Genomic DNA, 17,908 nt, shown 5'->3' on the forward strand with positions numbered 1-17,908 from the left:
GCGATGAGGCTTCCGCGGTGGCTGTTCGGCCGGCGACGTTCCGTGGCGAGGTGCCCGGAGTGCGGGAAGGCGGGTGCCCCGGAGTCGTACTGCGAGTACTGCGGCTACGACTTGGTGGAGAGGTCGCGCGCCGAGGTGAGCCGGTTCAAGCCGCCGGCGTGACCCGGGTGGTCGAGCCCGGGTCTCTGGCAGGTGCCAGACTCGCAGCATGACGCGCCGCGACCTCCGCGAGCTGATCGCTCGCGGTCCCGCCTTCCGTCCCGTCGTCCTCGACGGCGGGCTGGCCACGCTGCTGGAGCAGCACGGCCACGACCTGTCGAGCCACCTGTGGTCGGCCCGGCTCCTTCGCGACGACCCGCGCGCGATCGAGGCCGCGCACCGCGAGTTCTTCTCCGCCGGCGCAGAGGTGGCGACCACCGCGTCCTACCAGGTCTCGTTCGAGGGCTTCGGCGCCGCGGGCGTCGATCCCAACGAGGTCGAGGCCCTGCTGCGGCGCAGCGTCGAGCTGGCCGCTGCGGCCCGCGACGCCATGGCACCCGAGGGCTGGGTGGCGGCCTCGGTCGGCCCGTACGGCGCGGTGCTGGCCGACGGCTCGGAGTACCGCGGCGACTACGACCTCGACGTCGCGGGGCTGCGTGCCTTCCACCGGCCGCGGCTCGACGTCCTCGCGGCGATGGTCGGCGAGGGTGCCGACGTGCTGGCGGTCGAGACCGTCCCGTGCCTCGCGGAGGTGGAGGCGGTCCTGGCCGAGCTCGACGGCACGGGCGTGCCCGCGTGGCTGTCGCTGTCGGCCGCGGACGGCCGTACGCGCGCCGGGGAGCCGCTGGAGGACGCCTTCGCGATGGCGGCCGACGTCTCCGAGGTCCTCGCCGTCGGCGTCAACTGCACGACCCCGGCCGACGCGGGCGCGGCCGTCCACCTGGCGGGGGCGTACGGCCCAGCGGTCGTCTATCCCAACTCGGGCCAGTCGTGGAACGCGGTCAGCCGGGCCTGGGAGGGGGCCTCGGCCTTCGACGCCGAGGAGGTGTCCGCTTGGGTCTCAGCAGGCGCACGCCTGGTCGGCGGGTGCTGTCGGGTCGGCCCCGACGACATCGCGTCGCTGCGCGCCACCCTCACGACGTGAGGATCAGCCGCTGAGGACGACGAGCCGTTGCGTGGCCCGCGTCATCGCCACGTAACGGTCGACGGCGCCGGCGACCCCGCCGCCGAAGGAGTCGGGGTCGACCACCACGACGAGGTCGAACTCCAGGCCCTTCACCAGCTCCGGGGCCAGCCACCGGACCCTGTCCAGCCCCCGCTGGTCGAGGATGGCGCCCTGGCGCCCGTCACGAGACCTCTCGACCACCACTGCCGTCCCCTCGACGTGCTCGTCGAGCCAGGTCCGCAGGACGACCTCGAGGTCGGCGACGGGGCAGTGGCGCACCGGGATCCCGCTCTCGCGGATCGAGGTCGGCACGTTGGCCCCGGGCAGTGCCGCGCGGATGACCGGCTCGGCCTCGGCCATCACCTCGGCAGGCGTGCGGTAGTTGATCGTCAGGGGTGCGACGGTCGCGTCCGGCAGCCCGATGCGCGCCAGCCGCTCGGTCCACGACTCTGTGAACCCGTGCCGGGCCTGTGCCCGGTCGCCGACGATCGTGAAGCTCCGCGACGGGCAGCGGCGCAGCAGCATCTGCCACTCGGCGTCGGTGAGCTCCTGCGCCTCGTCGACGACGACGTGCGCGAAGGGACCCGCCAGCCCGTCGAGGTCCGCCGCCGGCAGCGCACCCTCGTCGACCAGCGCCGTGCGGAGGTCGTCGTGCACCAGCATCGACACCAGCCCGTCCCCGAAGTCGTCGGCGCCGCCCTCCCGTGCCGTGGTGCGCAGGTCGTCGATCACCTCGCCCATCCGGGCGCGCTCGCGGGCCTCGGCGGCCTCCGTGCGCCGCCGGCGGCGCGAGGCCTCGGGGTCGCCCAGGCGCAGCCGTGCGGCGTCGAGCAGCGGCAGGTCGGCGTACGTCCATGCCTCGGGGTCGCTGCGCCGCAGCGCGCGCAGGTCGTCGGGCTCCAGCCACGGCGCGCAGTGGCGCAGGTAGGCGGGGACCGTCCAGAGGTCGCCGACGAGGTCGGTGTGCTCGACCAGCGGCCAGGCCCGGTCGACGACGTCGCGCAGCCCGGCGTGGCGGTCGAGCACGCTGCGGAGCTGGTCGGGGGAGATGTCCTCGACCACGTCGGCTGACTTGTCGACCAGGATCGTCAGGACGGCGTCCCAGACGTCGTCGCGCGCGAGGTTGTGCGGGGTGCCGGGGTCGGGGGAGTCGAAGGCCTCGGCCCACTCCGCGACCGTGATCCGGACGTCCGCCCACGGCGTCTCGACGAGGTACGACTCGGCGGGCGGCTCCTCGTAGATCGCCACCGCCGGCTCGATCGCCGCCACCATCCGCAGGTCGGCCTTGAGCGCGGCGACGCGGTCGTCGTCCTCGGGTCGGGCAGCCGGCGCCTCGGGGACGAGGTCGCGCACCGTGCAGGTCCGCACCCCCTCCTCGCCGAGGCTCGGCAGCACGTCGCCCACGTAGGCCAGGTAGGGCTCGTGGGGCCCGACGAACAGCACGCCCCCGCTACGGTGCCCCAGCCGCGGGTCGGCGTACAGCAGGTAGGCCGTGCGGTGGAGCGCGACGACGGTCTTTCCCGTCCCGGGCCCTCCGTCGACGACGAGCGCCCCCTGCGACCCGGCGCGGACGATCTCGTCCTGGTCGGCCTGGATCGTGCCGAGCACGTCGCGCATGCGAGGCGTACGGCTCCCGCCGAGCGTCGCGATGAACGCCGACTGGTCGTCGAGCGCGGCCGTGTGGCTCAACGCCTCCTCGGTGAACGCCTCGTCCCAATAGTCCACGATCCGGCCATCGACCCAGCGGTACCGGCGACGGCTCACCAGGCCCTGGGGGTGGGCGTGGGTCGCGGCGAAGAAGGGTTCGGCGGCCGGCGAGCGCCAGTCGACGAGCAGACGTCGTCCGTCAGGCGCAGCCAGGCCGAAGCGACCGACGTACGTCGGCTCGACGCGGTCAGCGTGCACGATCCGGCCGAGGCACAGGTCGAGGTCGTAGCGGTGCAGCGCGCGCAGCCGGGCGGACAGCCGGTGCACCTCCTGGTCGCGCTCCAGTGCGGCCGTGCCGTGGCGCGCGGTCGCCCGACGAGTCGCGGCGAGGCTCGACTCGAGCTCGGCGATGGCCTGCTCGAGGCTCGCGCCGATGGCGCGGAAGTGGTCACGGTCGGTGTCGATGAGGGCGGGGTCGGCCTTGGCGGCGTGGGCGTCGTCGAGGGCGAACGGTGCGGTGTCCTGTGGCTGTCGGTGCGGCGTCACGCCGTGCAGTGTGAGCGGTGACCGGGGCCTTGCGGCAAGCCCCCCGATGGCCTATACGTTGAGAGTGGAGGAAGCCGCGCAGTTCGCCTCCTCCGTCCCGATCCTCGACGCGATGGGCGTACGCGTCCTCGAGGCCACCGCGGGTCACGCGGTCGCCGAGCTGCCACCGGAGCCCAACGTGAACCACTTCGGGGTGACCTACGCCGGCTCGCTCTACAGCGTCGCCGAGATGCTCGGTGGTGTCCTCAGCCTGGCCACCTTCGACCTCGAGGGCGAGCTCGCCGGGTTCGTGCCGCTCGTCAAGGAGTCGACGATCCGGTTCCGGCGACCCGCGCTGGGCGTCGTACGCGCCACCGCGTCCCTGTCCGACGCGGAGGTCGCGCGGGTCAGGGCGGACGCGTTGGCGACGGGCAAGGGGGAGTTCGTGCTCGAGGCGACCCTGACCGACGCCCGGGGCGAGGTCGTGGCGTCGACCATCGGGACCTACCAGGTCCGGCGCCTGGGGTGATCGGTTGCCGGACGGCAGGTCCGCCGCCTCATTCGGGCAGGCACGCCGTGACCCCGCCGAGCCGACCAGCATCGAAGCTGTCGATGCGCTCGAACGCGTCCCCGTGGTCGGCGGTGGTGGTCCACGCGAGCTCGTCGGCGAGCGCCGACAACGACTCCACGATCTCCTTCTCGTCGCCCTCCTCCATCGTCAGGCGGCCGTCCGCCGCGGCACCGTAGAGCGCAGCGCCGGCCAGGCAGTCGGCCTGCGGCTCTGAGGCCGCAGCCTGGAGCTCCGGCGACAGCCGGGCCTGGATCGCGTGACCCCATTCGTGGGCAATCACGAGGTAGACCCATGCGTCACCGAGCTCGGCACCACGCAGCATCAGCCCGGCGTCCCACGCCACGAAGTCCTCAGCCGGGCAGTAGAAGGCGTTGCCCGGTCCGAGCGGCTCGTCCCCGCACCAGGGGGCGCTGGTGTCGTTCCCGTCATAGAGCCCGACCACGGTCGGTGGGCTGTAGTCGCCGGTGAAGTACTCCGACCAGTGGGTGGCCCAGAACGCATCGACCACCTCCTCGGCAGTCCGCATGTCGTCGGCGAGCTCCTCGATCGTGACGCCGGTGCTCGCAGGGGTCACCTCCGACGTGGGGGTGCTCGAGGACGTCGGAGACGTCGGGGAGGTCGGACTCGTCCCGGTCGTCGATCCGGAGCCGGACGCCTCGTCGCACGCACTGAGCGCGGTGAGGCTGAGCACGGCCGCGGCGAGCGCGATCGTGTGCTGGCGGATCGTGTGTTGGCGGATGGTGATCATGGTGGCCTCCGTAGGTCGTCGGGACCCGCAGCATGCGACGGCGCACTGAAGTGTCGCTGAGGCCCGCCTGGCCACCTTCGACTGGCCATGACACTGCGGTTGCCTGGCGAGGGGGCACTGACGACCGGTTCGACGTCGTGGAGCTCCCGAGCCACCACATGACCCGGAAGCTCCATGATCTGGCGGAGCGGTCACCGAGAGGGCGGCCCGGCGTGAATATGTCGCCGATAACTGACATTATGTCACTTCGTGTGGTTCGTCCCCGCCGGTCGGTCGACGACCTCGATCAGGTCGCGCAGGGCCGCGACGTGCTCGCGGAGCGCCCGGTGGCCCAGGTCGGTCAGTCCGACCCACGTCGTGCGCCGACCCTCGTGGCTTCCCTTGCGGCTGCGGACGTAGCCCGCACCCACCAGCGCGGAGATCTGCTTGGACAGCACCGAGTCGCTCACCCCCAGGGCTGCCCGCAACGTGGAGAACTCGGCATCGGCCACCGCCGTCAACGCGGACATGAGCTGAAGCCTGGTCGGTGGATGGATCAGGGGGTCGAGGCCCGGCATCAGCCCACGACCACCAGGACGACGAGGCCCAGGCAGGCCGCCATCGCGAGGACGGTCAACACGTGCCGCGAGGGGCCCTGCGCGTGTGCCGCCGGGTCGCCGCGGTAGGCAGCCCACCACTGGCTCGCCCCGAGCGCCCATCCCGCTCCCCCCGCGACGGCAGCGACGCCCACCAGCGCCCACTGCGACGCGGACGCGGCCCACGTCGACCCCGCCAGGGCGACCACGTAGGAAAGGCTCGACGTGGCGCCGGTGCCGAGCACGACGCGGCCGGTGAGGCCGCTCACCCGCACACCGTTCAGCTGGCGGAACCGGTGGAGGAACCATCCCGCGACCGCGGCAAGCACCAGCAGGCCGGCGACCATCAGGCCCGCCCCCACGGTCGTCTGCTCGGCGAGCCCGACCCCCGCCGTGGCGATCTGGACGGCAACGGCGCACGCAAGGGCCGGGCGCATGCCCCTGGGCAGCTGCAGGTGACCGCTCAATCGTTCTCGCGCGCGGTCGGCTGCCGCGAGGTCGTCATACGCGTCGTGGGGCCGGCTGGGCGAGGCGTCACTTTCCATAGTGGAAAGTATCGTCTGTACTTTCCACTTTGGCAAGTGTGTCGTCACCGGTGGGAGCGCACTGACGTTCCTGCGCCTACGTTGGTCCCATGGCTGACATCCCGACCTACGACCTCAACGACGGCACGACCATCCCCGCGATCGGCTTCGGCACCTATCCCCTGCGCGGCGAGGCCGGGACGAGCGCGATCGTGTCCGCGCTGGAGACCGGCTACCGGCTCATCGACACCGCGGTGAACTACGAGAACGAGTTCGAGGTCGGCGAGGCGCTCCGCCGCTCCGGGCTCCCCCGCGACGAGGTCCTCGTCGCCAGCAAGATCCCGGGCCGGCACCACGCGTACGACGACGCCATCGCGTCCGTGCGCGGGTCGCTGCAGCGGCTGGGCGTCGAGCAGACCGACCTGCACCTCATCCACTGGCCCAACCCGAGCCAGGGCAGGTACGTCGAGGCGTGGCGCGCGCTCGTGCAGCTCCAGAAGGACGGGCTCGTACGCTCGATCGGCGTCTCCAACTTCACCGAGGAGCACCTCGCCCGGATCATCGACGACACCGGCGTCGCGCCGGCCGTCAACCAGGTCGAGCTGCACCCGCGGTTCCCCCAGGAGGAGCTGCGCCGGGTGCACGAGCGGCTCGGCATCCGCACCGAGGCGTGGAGCCCCATGGGCAAGCGCCGCGCCCCGCTCGACGAGGACGCCGTCACCGCGGCCGCGGACACGCACGGCGTCTCCCCCGGCCAGGTCATCCTGCGCTGGCACGTGCAGCTCGGCTCGCTGCCCATCCCCAAGTCGGCGGACCCCGTGCGGCAGGCGCAGAACCTCGACGTCTTCGGCTTCGAGCTCACCGAGGCGGAGGTCGCTGCCGTGTCCGGGCTCGCCGAGCCCGACGGGCGTCTCTTCGGCGGCGACCCCGACACCCACGAGGAGATGTGAACCGGCGCTGGCTACCATCACCGGCATGCTGAAGCGACTCGCCACCGTGGCCGCCTGCCTGTCCGTCCTCGTCCTGTCCGCCTGCGGCAACGAGGGTGACGGCGCGGACAGCGCCTCGGACCCCTCGTCGGAGACGTCGAGCGAGCCGACCGCCGCTGGCGAGACCATCACCTGCGACTACCCCGAGGACGGCCAGGAGCCGGCCCGTGAGGTCGAGGCCCCCGACGCCGAGGCCCCGGCCGAGGGCACCGTCACCGCGACGATGACCACCAACTTCGGCGACATCGGTCTCACCCTCGACGCCGCCACCACGCCGTGCACGGTGAACTCGTTCGTGTCGCTGGCCGAGCAGGGGTTCTACGACGACACCCCGTGCCCGCGCATCGGCGACAAGGACGGCTTCGGCATCCTCCAGTGCGGCGACCCGACGGGCACCGGCTCGGGCGGTGCCGGCTACTCGTTCGCCGACGAGCTCAGCGGCGACGAGACCTACCCGGCCGGCACGCTCGCCATGGCCAACGCCGGCCCCGACACCAACGGCTCCCAGTTCTTCCTGGTCTTCCGCGACTCGCAGTTGCCGCCGAGCTACACCGTCTTCGGCACGATCGACGAGGCCGGCCTCGAGGTCATCGACGCCATCGCCGCCGAGGGAAACGACAACTCCAACCCGGCCGGCGGCGGCGCGCCCAACAAGGACGTGACCATCGAGGAGGTCACGGTCGGCTGACCGGCTCGTAGACCACGTCCTCGCCGAGCTGCACCGTCCGCGAGACGCTGCACAGGCGGTCGCGCGACATCTCGATCGCCGACTGGACCCGCTCCCGGGCAGCGTCGCCGTCAGGGCCGTCCGGGAAGGCGACGTCGAACGAGACCCGCAGCCCCGTCAGGTGGTTGCCGCCCTCGTCACGGACCTTGCGGCCCTCGGCGTGCACGTCGAACGTCGTGCTCGACGTGCGCTTGTGCGTGATCGCCTCCACGTCCAGCGCGCTGCAGCCGGCGATCGCGGCCAGCAGCAGCTCGACCGGGGTGAAGTCGGGGTCCTCTCCCCCGGTGCCGAAGAAGGTCTCTCCTCCCCTGGCGTTGGTCGCCTTGAAGCGGGCCGGGCCGATCCGGGCGATCTCGACGCTGCGCAGGTCCTGGTCCGGGGTGTCGTCGGTCATGACGACCACCCTGCCAGAGCCGTACGGCGGCCGGACCCCGCGAGGGTCAGCGAGCCGCGCGACGCGACGCGCGACGGGCGCGGCGCTCCTCGCGACGGGCGATCTCCACGTTGCGCAGGAGTGCCCGGTCCTCGGTCGACCGTGCTCGCGCGTCAACGAGGCTGATGGCGAGGTGCAGCTGCGGGTTCATGGGGGTCAGTCCTTCCGAGGGCGTCCGGCCCTCGCGTGGTGAGCGTGCTGTATGTAAGATGTAGCCGCTCCTGAGCGGCTCTTACATCCTAGGGACGCGCGGCCGCCCGCCACGCATCACGGACGGAGTGATCTCGGCCACCAGGCGCGTGGCCCGGAGGGCTAGGGTCGTCGGGTGACGATGCAACGAGCGCGACGGCCCGGGCCCTCGGTCCGCACCCGCGTCGTGGAGCACACCACGGACGCCGAGGTGGCCCGCGAGGACCGGCTCGTCACCGAGGAGCCGCTGGAGATCCGCGTCCGTGCTGCCGGGCTCGAGCCCCGCCGCGCCTGGGTCACCATGCGCACCCCCGGTCACGACTTCGAGCTCGCCGCGGGCTGGCTGGTCAACGAGGGCCTGGCCGCACCCGGCGCGGTGACGCAGGTCGCCTACTGCACCGACGCCGACCTGACGCCGGACCAGGAGCTCAACGTCGTCACGGTCTCGCTCGCCGTCGGCACCGACGTGCCCCACCGCCACCCGGCCGCATCCGCGGGCTCCTCGGCCTGCGGCGTGTGCGGCAAGGACAGCGTCGCCGACGCGCTCGCCACCCGTACCGCGCCGCCGTGGCCGGGTGCGCGGCCCAGCGCGGAGGTCGTACGCCGCCTGCCGGAGGCCCTGCGCGAGCGGCAGGTCCTCTTCGCCAGGACCGGCGGCGTCCATGCGGCCGGGCTCGCCGACGCCGACGGGACGCTCCTCGTCGTGCGCGAGGACGTCGGACGCCACAACGCCGTCGACAAGGTGGTGGGTGCCCGGGTGCTGGCCGGCGAGCCGGCCGCCGCGGCGTGCCTGGTGCTGAGCGGCCGGGTCGGCTTCGAGCTGGTCCAGAAGGCCGCCGCGAGCGGGATCGGAGCCATCGTCGCGGTCGGTGCGCCGACCAGCCTGGCCGCGCGCCTGGCCGGCGAGGCCGGCATCGAGCTGTGGGGCTTCACCTCCGCGGGTCGTTCGGTGAGCTACACCTGAGCCTTGACCGAGGCTTGACGTGCTCGGGCGGCGTGGTGGCCCGACGCTGTCGGTGCCGCGATCTACGGTCGACCCGTGCGCATCCTCCACACCTCCGACTGGCACCTCGGGAGGTCCTTCCACCGCGAGGACCTCCTGGGCCACCAGGCTGCGTTCGTCGATCACCTCCTCGATGTCGTCGCCGCGGAGGAGGTCGACGTCGTCGTGGTCTCGGGCGACGTCTACGACCGCGCGCTCCCCCACGTCGACGCGGTCGCGCTGGCCGACGAGACCTTCGCCCGGCTGGCCGCCTCCCGCGCCCGGGTCGTGGTCAGCAGCGGCAACCACGACAGCGCCCAGCGACTCGGCTTCGGCTCACGGCTGATGGACGCCGCAGGGGTCTTCGTGCGGACCGACCGCGCGTCGGTCGGCACCCCCGTGGTGCTCACCGACCGCCACGGCGAGGTCGCGATCCACGCCCTCCCCTACCTCGACCCGTCCGCGCTCCTCGGGCCCTGGGCCCTCGAGTCCCGCAGCCACGAGGCGGCCTTGTCCGAGGCCATGACCCGGGTCCGCAAGGACCTCGCCGCCCGTCCCCCGTCCACCCGGTCTGTGGTCCTCGCCCACGCCTTCGTGGCCGGAGCGACGCCGTCCGAGTCCGAGCGCGACATCAGCGTCGGCGGGGTCTCGCGCGTCGCGACCAGCGTGTTCGACGGCATCGACTACACCGCGCTCGGCCACCTCCACGGTCGCCACGTGCTGTCCGACGGCCTGCGCTACTCCGGCTCGCCCCTGGCCTACTCCTTCTCCGAGGCCGACCACGTCAAGGGATCGTGGCTGGTCGAGCTCGGCGCGTCGGGCTTCGGCTCGGCGAGCTGGGTCGACGCACCGGTCCCGCGCCGCGTCACGCGACTCAGCGGAACCCTCAAGGGCCTCCTCTCCGACGCCTCGCTCACCGAGCACGAGGACGACTGGGTGCAGGTCACCCTCACCGACACGCGGCGGCCCGCCCGCGCGATGGAGCAGCTGCGCCGCCGCTTCCCGCACACCCTCGTGCTGCAGTTCCCCAGCGCTGCCGGCGACGGCCGGGCCCCCGCCCGTCCTGCCGCGGGCACCAGCGACCACGCGATCGCGCTCGACTTCGTACGCCACGTGCGCGGCTCGAAGGCGACCAAGGCCGAGTCCGCCCTGCTCCAGCAGGCCATCGACGCGTGCTGCCACGACCCCGAGCAGGACGCCGCGGTCCGCACCGGTGCCGCGACCGTGAGCGCGGGCGGTGAGACATGAGGCTGCACCACCTCGAGATCGTCGCCTTCGGCCCGTTCGCCGACCCCGTCTCCATCGACTTCGACTCGCTGTCCGACGCCGGCCTGTTCCTGCTGAGCGGGCCGACGGGTGCCGGGAAGTCCAGCGTCCTCGACGCGGTGTGCTTCGCCCTCTACGGCGACGTCCCGGGCGACCGCGCCGTCGCCAAGCGGCTCCGCTCCGACCACGCCGCTCCCGGCGTCGTCCCGCGGGTCGTGCTCGAGGTGACGCTCTCCGGCCGCCGTTTCCGCATCGACCGCTCGCCGGCCTGGATCCGCCCCAAGAAGCGCGGCACCGGCACCACCAGCGAGCAGGCTCGCGTCGTGATCTCCGAGCACCGGCCAGGGACGACCGACGACGCAGGCGACCCCGACCAGGACCCGTGGCAGCCGCTCAGCACCCGACTGGACGAGACCGGCCACCTCGTGACCCGGCTGGTCGGGATGACGCTCCCGCAGTTCTGCCAGGTCGCGATGCTCCCGCAGGGTCGGTTCCAGGCCTTCCTCCGCGCCCGTTCGGAGGAGCGTCACGCGCTGCTCCAGCAGGTGTTCCAGACGGGGCGCTTCGACCGTACGGAGCGGTGGCTGCGCGATCGCCGCGTCGAGCTCCGTCGCACGTCCGAGGAGCACCGCAGGGCCGTCGCCGACCTCGTCAGCAGGACCAGCGAGGTCGGCGGTGACGTCCCGCCCGACGACTGGCCGACCGACCCGACCTCCCTCGGGCCCTGGCTCACCGGGCTCACCGAGTCGGCGGTCGCCGCCTCGGTCGAGCAGGCCCTGGTCGTCGACGCCGCTGCGGCCGCCGAGGTCGCGGCGGCCGAGGCGAGCGCGGCCGGCATCGAGCTCGCCGGGCTGCGTGCCACCCACGCAGCCGCCCGCCGTGCCTGGGCGAGCGTCGAGGCGGCCGCCCAGGAGCACGCCAGCCGCAAGCGCCGCGCCGACAAGGCCCAGCGCGCCACTGCCGTCGTGTCGCTGCACGAGCTCGCCGTCGCGTCCCGCGCCGAGGTGGCAGGGCTCGAGCGCGACTGCTCCGCAGCACTCGCGACGCTGGTCGACCTGCTCGACGACCCTTCTCCCGACGACCCGCCTCTCGACGCCCAGGCCGTCGCCGAGCTGGGCCGCGCGTCCACCCGCGCCCTCACCGACATCGCACGGATCCGCCCGCTCCAGCGCCAGGCGCTCGACCTGCACCGGCAGCTGGCGCGCACGACGCGAGCCCGTTCGGCGACCGTCGAGGAGCTGCAGCGGGTCGACGCTCGCGCCGGCGCGGTCCCGCGGGAGGTCGCCGAGCTCGAGCCGGCCCTCGCGGCCGCACGCGAGGCCGAGACGGCGACCGAGGCGCTCGAGCGGGACCTCGAGGTGCTCCGTCGCCGGGTCCGGGCCGCGCGCACCGCCGAGACCCTCACCTCACAGCTGGCCTCGGCCGAGAACGCGCTGGCCGAGGCCACGTCGGCGCGCCTCCTGGCCAGGGAGACGCTGGTCGAGATCCGTGAGCAGCGGCTCGACGGGATGGCCGCCGAGATCGCGCTCAAGCTCGCCGTGGGAGCGTGCTGCCCCGTGTGCGGCTCCGCCGAGCACCCCTCCCCCGCCTCGCCGGCGCCGGGTGCGCCCGACGACGCGACCGAGCGAGAGGCACGTCGCGAGGTCGACGACCTCGAGGTCGTGGTGGAGGCGCACGCCCAGCAGGTCCGCGGCCTCGAGACCCGGCTCGCGGCCACGCTCGCCGAGGCCGGCGAGTCCGTCGAGCGCCTCCTCGTCGAGGAGTCGGACGTCCTCGCGCGCCTCGACGGGGCCCGGGCCGCCGGGGCGACCCTCGAGCCGCTCGTGGCCAGGGTCGCCGCGCTCCGGGCCGAGCAGGATGCGCTGGTCAGCGAGCGCGAGGACCTGGCTGCCGCGCTCGGGGCGCACGACACCGAGTCGGCGGTGCTCGTGTCCCGGCTCGACGACCTGCGCGACCAGATCGCCGCCGTCGTCCCCGACGGGGCGGACGGGACCGACCCGGCTGACCTCGATGCCCTCACCGCCCACCACCAGCAGGTCGAGGCGCTCGCCCAGCGCCACGCCGACCTCTCCGCCGACCTCGTGCGCGCCCGCGCCACCGCGACCTCCACCCAGGCCGCGGCCGACGAGGTCGCCGCCACGGCGGGGTTCGACTCCTCGGCCTCCGCCGCTGCGGCCTGGCTGGGCGAGGCCGAGGTCGCCGCACTGCTCCACGCGATCGAGCGCCACGAGCGCGAGGTCGCCAGGGTGAGCGAGCTCCTGGCCGACGAGGACCTCGTCCGCTCCGCGGGCGCCGAGCCGCCCGACCTCGAGGCGCTCGCCCACGCCCACCACCACGCCAAGGAGCGGGCCGCCGCCGCGCGTCAGCGCGACATGGGCCTGCGTGACCGCGGCCGCCGGCTTCGCAGCCTGTCCGGCGAGATGACGGCGGCGCTCGCCGCGTGGCAGCCCGTCCTCTCCGAGCTCGACCTCGTCACCGACGTGGCCGCGATGGTCGAGGGCAAGCACGCCGACAACCGGCTCCAGATGCGTCTGTCCGCCTACGTCCTGGCGCACCGGCTCGGCCAGGTCGTCGACGCCGCCAACCTCCGGCTGTCGACGATGAGCGACCAGCGCTACACCCTCGTCCACACGGGGCAGCGCGGCGCAGGGGAGACGCGCGGCGGCCTGAGCCTCCAGGTGCGCGACGACTGGACCGGTGACGACCGCGACCCGGCGACGCTGTCGGGCGGCGAGACGTTCGTCGTGTCCCTCGCGCTCGCGCTCGGCCTCGCCGACGTGATCACCGACGAGGCCGGCGGCACCGACCTCGAGACCCTGTTCGTCGACGAGGGCTTCGGTGCGCTCGACGCCGAGACGCTCGAGGGCGTCATGGACACGCTCGACACCCTCCGCGACGGCGGTCGCGTCGTCGGCGTGGTCAGCCACGTCCCCGAGCTCCAGACCCGCATCCCCACCCAGCTGCGGGTGCACCGCGGTCGCACCGGCAGCCACACCACCCTCTCCCTCGCCTGAACGGCGCCGGTCACGGACCGCCCGGGAGGTCGTGCCCACGCCCGATTCGCGCTCGGCTAGGTTCATGCCCATGAGTGCGCCCGGGCTCGACCCGACCTTCAGCGACCTGCCGCACCGCCGGCTCGGCGAGGTGGCCCTCTCCCGGGCCCAGGAGCTCGGCGCCAGCCATGCGGACTTCCGTTTCGAGCGCAACCGCTACCAGTACCTCGGCGCCCGCGACGGCGTCCTCCAGACCGCCAGCGACGCCGAGGACCTCGGTTTCGCCGTCCGCGTGGTCCACCAGGGCGCCTGGGGGTTCGCCTCCGGAGTCGTCCTCACCGACGAGGAGGCGCGTCGCGTCGCCGAGACGGCCGTCGCGGTCGCCAGGGTCGCCGCCGCGATGACCACCACGCCCGTCGAGCTCGCGCCCGAGCCCGTCCACGACGACGTCACCTGGATCTCCGGCTACGACGTCGACCCGCTCGACGTGCCCACCCGCGACAAGTCCGCTCTGCTCGTCGACTGGACCGAGCGCCTCCGTGCCGGTTCCGCCGTCGCGCACGCCACCGCGTTCCTCCAGCAGGTCCAGGAGAACAAGTACTACGCCGACCTCTCCGGCACCCGCACGACGCAGCAGCGCGTACGCCTCCAGCCGGGCTTCGAGGCCACCGGCGAGGACGCCGAGACCGGGATCTTCGACTCGATGGCGTCCATCGCCCCACCGGCCGGGCGCGGCTGGGAGTACCTCACCGACGGCCACTGGGACTGGGACGCCGAGATCGCGGAGGTGCCCGAGCTCCTCGCCGAGAAGCTGAAGGCGCCCAGCGTCGAGGCCGGCACGTACGACCTCGTCGTCCACCCCTCCAACCTCTGGCTCACCATCCACGAGTCCATCGGCCACGCGACCGAGCTCGACCGGGCGCTGGGCTACGAGGCCAACTACGCCGGCACGTCCTTCGCGACCTACGACAAGCTCGGCACGCTCCAGTACGGCTCGCCGGTCATGAACGTCCGCGGCGACCGCACCCAGGAGCACGGCCTGGCCACCGTCGGCTACGACGACGAAGGCGTGCAGACGCAGGCCTGGGACATCGTCCGCGACGGCGTGCTCGTCGGCTACCAGCTCGACCGGTCGATGGGTCACCTCAAGCCGGAGCTCAACGAGGGCCGCTCCAACGGCTGCGCGTACGCCGACTCCCCCGGCCACATCCCGATCCAGCGGATGGCCAACGTGTCGCTCGTGCCCGGCACCGACGGACTCAGCACCGACGACTTGGTCTCGCGGGTCGAACGCGGCATCTACGTCGTGGGCGACAAGTCGTGGTCGATCGACATGCAGCGCTTCAACTTCCAGTTCACCGGCCAACGGTTCTACAAGATCACCGACGGTCGCCTGGACGGCATGCTCCGCGACGTGGCCTACCAGGCCACCACGACCGACTTCTGGGGCTCCATGGAGGCCGTGGGCGGGCAGGACACCTGGCTGCTGGGCGGCGCCTTCAACTGCGGCAAGGCCCAGCCGGGCCAGGTCGCGGCCGTCAGCCACGGCTGCCCCACCGCGCTCTTCCGGGGCGTCAACATCCTCAACACCATGGACGAGGCAGGCCGCTGATGACGATCTCCGCGCGCACCACGGCCCAGCAGCTCGTCGAGCACGCGCTCGCGACCTCCTCTGCCGACGACTGCATCGCCATCGTCCGCGACGTGACCAGCGCCAACCTGCGCTGGGCCAACAACACGCTCACCACCAACGGCGTCATGACCGAGATGTCGGTGACCGTGGTCAGCTTCGTCGCGGTCGACGGCGGGACGGCGACCGGATCGGTGTCCGGCAGCGCCTCCACGACCGAGCAGGTGACCGCGATCGTCGAGGCCGCTGACGCCGCTGCCCGCGCCGGCTCGCCCGCCGAGGACGCCGCCGAGCTCGTCGGCGACGTCGCCTCTCCCGACTGGGACCTCGAGCCCGAGACCACCGACATCGGCGTCTACGACGCCTTCGCACCGGCCCTCGGTGAGGCGTTCGTGGAGGCCACCGCGGAGCGCCGCCTGCTCTACGGCTTCGTCAACCACGACGTCACCACGACCTACCTCGGCTCCAGTCGCGGGCTGCGGTTGCGTCACGTCCAGCCCACCGGCCACTACGCCTGCACCGGCAAGGACGACGCGCTCACCCGCAGTGCCTGGACGGGCGGTGCGACGCGGGACTTCCGTGACGTGGACGCGGCAGCGATGGCCGCGACCGTCAAGCAGCGACTGGGCTGGGCCGAGCGGCGGGTCGAGCTGCCTGCGGGGCGCTACGACACGATCCTGCCGCCCTCGTCGGTCGCCGACCTGATGATCGACGCCTACTGGGGCGCCGGCGCCCGCGTCGCGCACGAGGGCGAGTCCGTCTACAGCCGGCGCGGCGGCGGGACCCGGATCGGCGACAAGGTCGCCGCGCCCGGGGTGAGCCTGTTCTCCGACCCCGCCTACGCGGGCCTCGAGTGTGCGCCGTTCGTGGTCACCGGGGCCTCCGACAACACCGACTCGGTCTTCGACAACGGCCTCCCCCTCGAGCGCACGGACTGGATCCGCGACGGCCTCCTCACCGGCCTCATCCAGACCCGGCACTCGGCCGGCATGACCGGACAGCCGGTGACCCCGATGATCGACAACCTCGTCCTCGAGATCGGCGACGGCGCCGGCACGGTCGACGACCTGGTGGCGGGGACGCAGCGCGGCCTGCTGCTGACCTGCCTGTGGTACATCCGCGAGGTCGACCCGCAGTCCATGCTCCTCACCGGGCTCACCCGCGACGGCGTCTACGTCGTCGAGGACGGCGAGATCGTCGGCGCTGCCAACAACTTCCGCTGGAACGAGAGCCCGATCGACCTGCTCAACCGCTTCACGGCCGCGACCGACACGGTGCCGAGCTTCAGCCGCGAGTGGGGCGACGACTACTTCTCCCGGACGGCGACGCCGGCCCTCCGGGTCCCGGACTTCAACATGTCGAGCGTGTCGCAGGGCGTGTGACCGGAGCCCGACCGGTGGCGTGAGCGGGCCTCACTCGAGCCGCTGGACGCGCTCGCGGTGGTTGCTGCTGTTGTCGCCGTCGATGTCGGAGTCGCGGGTCCTGGAGATGTGGCGCACCTTCTCGCGATGCCCCTGAACGGGTTGCGCCGAGATCAGGGTGTCGCGCTCGTAGGCGTGGGACTTGTCGGTGTTGCGGTAGTAGCGGTAGAGCGACCAGTACGTCGCCACCGCGCCGGCCGGGCCGGCGGCCAGGAGCCACAGCGGCGCTTCGTCACCTGACGTGGCCCAGAGGATCTCGCCGATCATGCCGTCGCCACCAGGATCCACCCGGCGATGCCCTCGAGCACCGTGCCGACGGTCAGTGCCGCGGCGATGAGCCTCGGTTGCGAGACGGGAACGCTGCCCATCGTCTCGCCGGTGCGGGCGTTCACCGCGATGTAGTGCAGCATGCGGGTGTTCTCCTGGTAGTAGGAGTAGAGCCACACCGGCAGGTACATCGAGACCCATCGCGAGCCCCTGACGTCCACCTTCTCGGCCTCCCAGCGCACCCCGCGGTCGAACTCGGCCAGCGTGTCGTGGACCTGGGAGCGACCGATGGAGAGCAGCTGGTCCTCCAGGACGGGCTGCAGGTCGGCGACGTCGAGGTCCCGCTTCTCGCTGGTGAACCCGACGAGGTAGCTGGAGTTCCACTTCACGGCGTTCTTCGTGTCGAAGGGCAGGATCGTGTTCACGATGTTGTTGGTCGTGCCGGCGCCGAAGTCCGCCCGGTCCGCGGCACCCTCGACGGTCAGGTCGTCGACGGTGAACGCGACCGAGCGGTCGACGCGGTAGACGTCGGCGGCGTAGTAGGTGACCGTGTTGTCGCCCTGCTTCTCGGTCCAGCGCCGCGTCTGCACCTCGCCCTGCCCGACGTACGCCGCCTCCGCGCGGGCGTCGATGACGAGGTAGGGCAGGTAGACACCGAGCACGTTCTCCGGGACGAACTCCTTCTTGAACCGCGGGTGCGCGAAGAGGCGCCGCTTGGAGGCGAACGCGCGGATCTTCTCCACCGCCTCGTCCCGGGTCAGCCGGAACGGCAGCACCGCGTCGGGCACCGCGCCGTTGGGCGTGCGCTGGTTGACGTTGAGCGTGTGTCGGCACCAGTGGCACCGCGCGTTCATCGCGTGCGCGGTGTCGACCACGACGTCGGCCCCGCACCCACCGCACGTCATCGTGATCACGTCGTCGTCGCCGGAGATCTCCTCGGCGCCGCCGGCCACGACGGTCCCCTCGAGGTCGTCGATCCCCACGCCGAGCCCGAACTCCTCCTCGACGCGCGCCTCCTGCCACTGGTGGCGGCAGAACAGGCACACGAGCATCTCGGTCGACCCGCGCAGCCGGACGTCGGTCGAGCCGCACTTCGGGCACCGGTTGAGGCCGTCGGCGAGGGACTCGTTGACCGTGTCGATGTCGGGGCCGGGCTCCGGATCGGCGCGCGCGGCGGCGAGCTCCTCCTCCAGCGAGAGCGGCGGACCGTCGAACGGCGACTCGCGCGGCGCGCGGGCCTCGCCGGGTGGTGTGGCGTCCTGCGTCATCCCAGACGT

18 protein-coding genes are annotated in these 17,908 nt (G+C 72.9%); 10 read left to right on the top strand and 8 right to left on the bottom strand.

Features of this window, described 5'->3' with window-relative positions; translation table 11 throughout:
- Window positions 1-3: 3 nt before the first annotated feature.
- Window positions 4-162, top strand: coding sequence for a hypothetical protein (locus EXE59_RS23915; RefSeq protein ID WP_168218587.1), 159 nt, complete (start codon window positions 4-6; stop codon window positions 160-162).
- A gap of 46 nt (window positions 163-208) precedes the next feature.
- Window positions 209-1,123 carry a homocysteine S-methyltransferase gene (mmuM, locus tag EXE59_RS18310; protein ID WP_135840183.1) on the top strand — a complete coding sequence of 305 codons (915 nt, stop codon included), beginning with the start codon at window positions 209-211 and terminating at the stop codon, window positions 1,121-1,123.
- A 3-nt stretch (window positions 1,124-1,126) separates the two neighbouring features.
- On the opposite strand, the gene helR is transcribed toward mmuM, so the two are convergent.
- Window positions 1,127-3,337: an RNA polymerase recycling motor ATPase HelR gene (gene helR, locus EXE59_RS18315; RefSeq protein ID WP_135840184.1), complete on the bottom strand. Its 2,211-nt coding sequence runs from the start codon at window positions 3,335-3,337 to the stop codon at window positions 1,127-1,129.
- A 64-nt stretch (window positions 3,338-3,401) separates the two neighbouring features.
- Here helR and EXE59_RS18320 point away from each other — a divergent pair, with 64 nt between their 5' ends.
- Window positions 3,402-3,845, top strand: a complete 444-nt coding sequence (locus EXE59_RS18320; protein ID WP_210429064.1) for a PaaI family thioesterase — start codon at window positions 3,402-3,404, stop codon at window positions 3,843-3,845.
- 28 nt (window positions 3,846-3,873) lie between these two features.
- Here EXE59_RS18320 and EXE59_RS18325 read toward each other — a convergent pair whose 3' ends face one another.
- The 3 genes from EXE59_RS18325 to EXE59_RS23920 all read right to left on the bottom strand — a co-directional run bounded on the left by EXE59_RS18325 (window position 3,874) and on the right by EXE59_RS23920 (window position 5,647).
- Window positions 3,874-4,635, bottom strand: coding sequence for a neutral zinc metallopeptidase (locus EXE59_RS18325; protein WP_135840186.1), 762 nt, complete (start codon window positions 4,633-4,635; stop codon window positions 3,874-3,876).
- A gap of 242 nt (window positions 4,636-4,877) precedes the next feature.
- Window positions 4,878-5,192, bottom strand: coding sequence for a transcriptional regulator (locus tag EXE59_RS18330; protein WP_135840187.1), 315 nt, complete (start codon window positions 5,190-5,192; stop codon window positions 4,878-4,880).
- Window positions 5,192-5,647 (bottom strand): hypothetical protein, encoded by a 456-nt coding sequence (locus tag EXE59_RS23920; RefSeq protein WP_168218588.1) that lies wholly within the window; start codon window positions 5,645-5,647, stop codon window positions 5,192-5,194. The genes EXE59_RS18330 and EXE59_RS23920 overlap by 1 nt, the downstream gene beginning before the upstream one ends.
- A 197-nt stretch (window positions 5,648-5,844) precedes the next feature.
- On the opposite strand from EXE59_RS23920, the gene EXE59_RS18340 reads away from it, so the two are divergent.
- On the top strand, window positions 5,845-6,684 hold the full coding sequence (locus tag EXE59_RS18340) for an aldo/keto reductase (RefSeq protein ID WP_135840188.1): 840 nt from the start codon (window positions 5,845-5,847) through the stop codon (window positions 6,682-6,684).
- Window positions 6,685-6,709: 25 nt separating this feature from the next.
- Window positions 6,710-7,411, top strand: a complete 702-nt coding sequence (locus EXE59_RS18345; RefSeq protein ID WP_135840189.1) for a peptidylprolyl isomerase — start codon at window positions 6,710-6,712, stop codon at window positions 7,409-7,411.
- Here the strand turns inward: EXE59_RS18345 and EXE59_RS18350 are convergent.
- Together EXE59_RS18350 and EXE59_RS23925 are read right to left on the bottom strand one after the other, a co-directional pair.
- Window positions 7,398-7,844 (bottom strand): OsmC family protein, encoded by a 447-nt coding sequence (locus EXE59_RS18350; RefSeq protein ID WP_135840190.1) that lies wholly within the window; start codon window positions 7,842-7,844, stop codon window positions 7,398-7,400. The genes EXE59_RS18345 and EXE59_RS18350 overlap by 14 nt on opposite strands.
- Before the next feature lie 46 nt (window positions 7,845-7,890).
- Complete coding sequence (locus tag EXE59_RS23925; RefSeq protein WP_168218589.1) at window positions 7,891-8,034, bottom strand: hypothetical protein; 144 nt, start codon at window positions 8,032-8,034, stop codon at window positions 7,891-7,893.
- 180 nt (window positions 8,035-8,214) lie between these two features.
- Here EXE59_RS23925 and EXE59_RS18355 point away from each other — a divergent pair, with 180 nt between their 5' ends.
- The 5 genes from EXE59_RS18355 to EXE59_RS18375 all read left to right on the top strand — a co-directional run bounded on the left by EXE59_RS18355 (window position 8,215) and on the right by EXE59_RS18375 (window position 16,325).
- Window positions 8,215-9,036, top strand: a complete 822-nt coding sequence (locus EXE59_RS18355; RefSeq protein ID WP_135841391.1) for a formate dehydrogenase accessory sulfurtransferase FdhD — start codon at window positions 8,215-8,217, stop codon at window positions 9,034-9,036.
- Between the two features lie 75 nt (window positions 9,037-9,111).
- Entirely contained in the window at window positions 9,112-10,302 is a 1,191-nt protein-coding gene (locus EXE59_RS18360; protein WP_135840191.1) for an exonuclease SbcCD subunit D, read from the top strand.
- Entirely contained in the window at window positions 10,299-13,334 is a 3,036-nt protein-coding gene (locus EXE59_RS18365; protein ID WP_135840192.1) for an AAA family ATPase, read from the top strand. Before EXE59_RS18360 ends, EXE59_RS18365 begins: the two co-directional genes overlap by 4 nt.
- Window positions 13,335-13,404: 70 nt before the next feature.
- The gene (locus EXE59_RS18370; protein WP_135840193.1) at window positions 13,405-14,925 is read left to right on the top strand and encodes a TldD/PmbA family protein; all 1,521 of its coding nucleotides are present in this window, start codon (window positions 13,405-13,407) and stop codon (window positions 14,923-14,925) included.
- Window positions 14,925-16,325, top strand: a complete 1,401-nt coding sequence (locus tag EXE59_RS18375; protein ID WP_135840194.1) for a metallopeptidase TldD-related protein — start codon at window positions 14,925-14,927, stop codon at window positions 16,323-16,325. Before EXE59_RS18370 ends, EXE59_RS18375 begins: the two co-directional genes overlap by 1 nt.
- A 30-nt stretch (window positions 16,326-16,355) precedes the next feature.
- Here EXE59_RS18375 and EXE59_RS18380 read toward each other — a convergent pair whose 3' ends face one another.
- Window positions 16,356-16,631: a hypothetical protein gene (locus EXE59_RS18380; RefSeq protein WP_135840195.1), complete on the bottom strand. Its 276-nt coding sequence runs from the start codon at window positions 16,629-16,631 to the stop codon at window positions 16,356-16,358.
- Window positions 16,628-17,899, bottom strand: coding sequence for a TFIIB-type zinc ribbon-containing protein (locus EXE59_RS18385; RefSeq protein WP_135840196.1), 1,272 nt, complete (start codon window positions 17,897-17,899; stop codon window positions 16,628-16,630). Before EXE59_RS18385 ends, EXE59_RS18380 begins: the two co-directional genes overlap by 4 nt.
- Window positions 17,900-17,908 lie beyond the last annotated feature (9 nt).

Origin of the sequence: Nocardioides eburneiflavus, assembly GCF_004785795.1 — a bacterium.
Lineage (GTDB): Bacteria > Actinomycetota > Actinomycetes > Propionibacteriales > Nocardioidaceae > Nocardioides > Nocardioides eburneiflavus.

What these genes read in the sequence shown, in the direction of transcription:
- EXE59_RS23915 (WP_168218587.1), top strand. Translation starts at nt 4, where the DNA reads ATGAGGCTTCCGCGGTGGCTGTTCGGCCGGCGACGTTCCGTGGCGAGG.
- mmuM (WP_135840183.1), top strand. Translation starts at nt 209, where the DNA reads ATGACGCGCCGCGACCTCCGCGAGCTGATCGCTCGCGGTCCCGCCTTC.
- EXE59_RS18325 (WP_135840186.1), bottom strand. Translation starts at nt 4,635, where the DNA reads ATGATCACCATCCGCCAACACACGATCCGCCAGCACACGATCGCGCTC.
- EXE59_RS18330 (WP_135840187.1), bottom strand. Translation starts at nt 5,192, where the DNA reads ATGCCGGGCCTCGACCCCCTGATCCATCCACCGACCAGGCTTCAGCTC.
- EXE59_RS23920 (WP_168218588.1), bottom strand. Translation starts at nt 5,647, where the DNA reads ATGCGCCCGGCCCTTGCGTGCGCCGTTGCCGTCCAGATCGCCACGGCG.
- EXE59_RS18340 (WP_135840188.1), top strand. Translation starts at nt 5,845, where the DNA reads ATGGCTGACATCCCGACCTACGACCTCAACGACGGCACGACCATCCCC.
- EXE59_RS18345 (WP_135840189.1), top strand. Translation starts at nt 6,710, where the DNA reads ATGCTGAAGCGACTCGCCACCGTGGCCGCCTGCCTGTCCGTCCTCGTC.
- EXE59_RS18350 (WP_135840190.1), bottom strand. Translation starts at nt 7,844, where the DNA reads ATGACCGACGACACCCCGGACCAGGACCTGCGCAGCGTCGAGATCGCC.
- EXE59_RS23925 (WP_168218589.1), bottom strand. Translation starts at nt 8,034, where the DNA reads ATGAACCCGCAGCTGCACCTCGCCATCAGCCTCGTTGACGCGCGAGCA.
- EXE59_RS18355 (WP_135841391.1), top strand. Translation starts at nt 8,215, where the DNA reads ATGCAACGAGCGCGACGGCCCGGGCCCTCGGTCCGCACCCGCGTCGTG.
- EXE59_RS18365 (WP_135840192.1), top strand. Translation starts at nt 10,299, where the DNA reads ATGAGGCTGCACCACCTCGAGATCGTCGCCTTCGGCCCGTTCGCCGAC.
- EXE59_RS18370 (WP_135840193.1), top strand. Translation starts at nt 13,405, where the DNA reads ATGAGTGCGCCCGGGCTCGACCCGACCTTCAGCGACCTGCCGCACCGC.
- EXE59_RS18375 (WP_135840194.1), top strand. Translation starts at nt 14,925, where the DNA reads ATGACGATCTCCGCGCGCACCACGGCCCAGCAGCTCGTCGAGCACGCG.
- EXE59_RS18380 (WP_135840195.1), bottom strand. Translation starts at nt 16,631, where the DNA reads ATGATCGGCGAGATCCTCTGGGCCACGTCAGGTGACGAAGCGCCGCTG.
- EXE59_RS18385 (WP_135840196.1), bottom strand. Translation starts at nt 17,899, where the DNA reads ATGACGCAGGACGCCACACCACCCGGCGAGGCCCGCGCGCCGCGCGAG.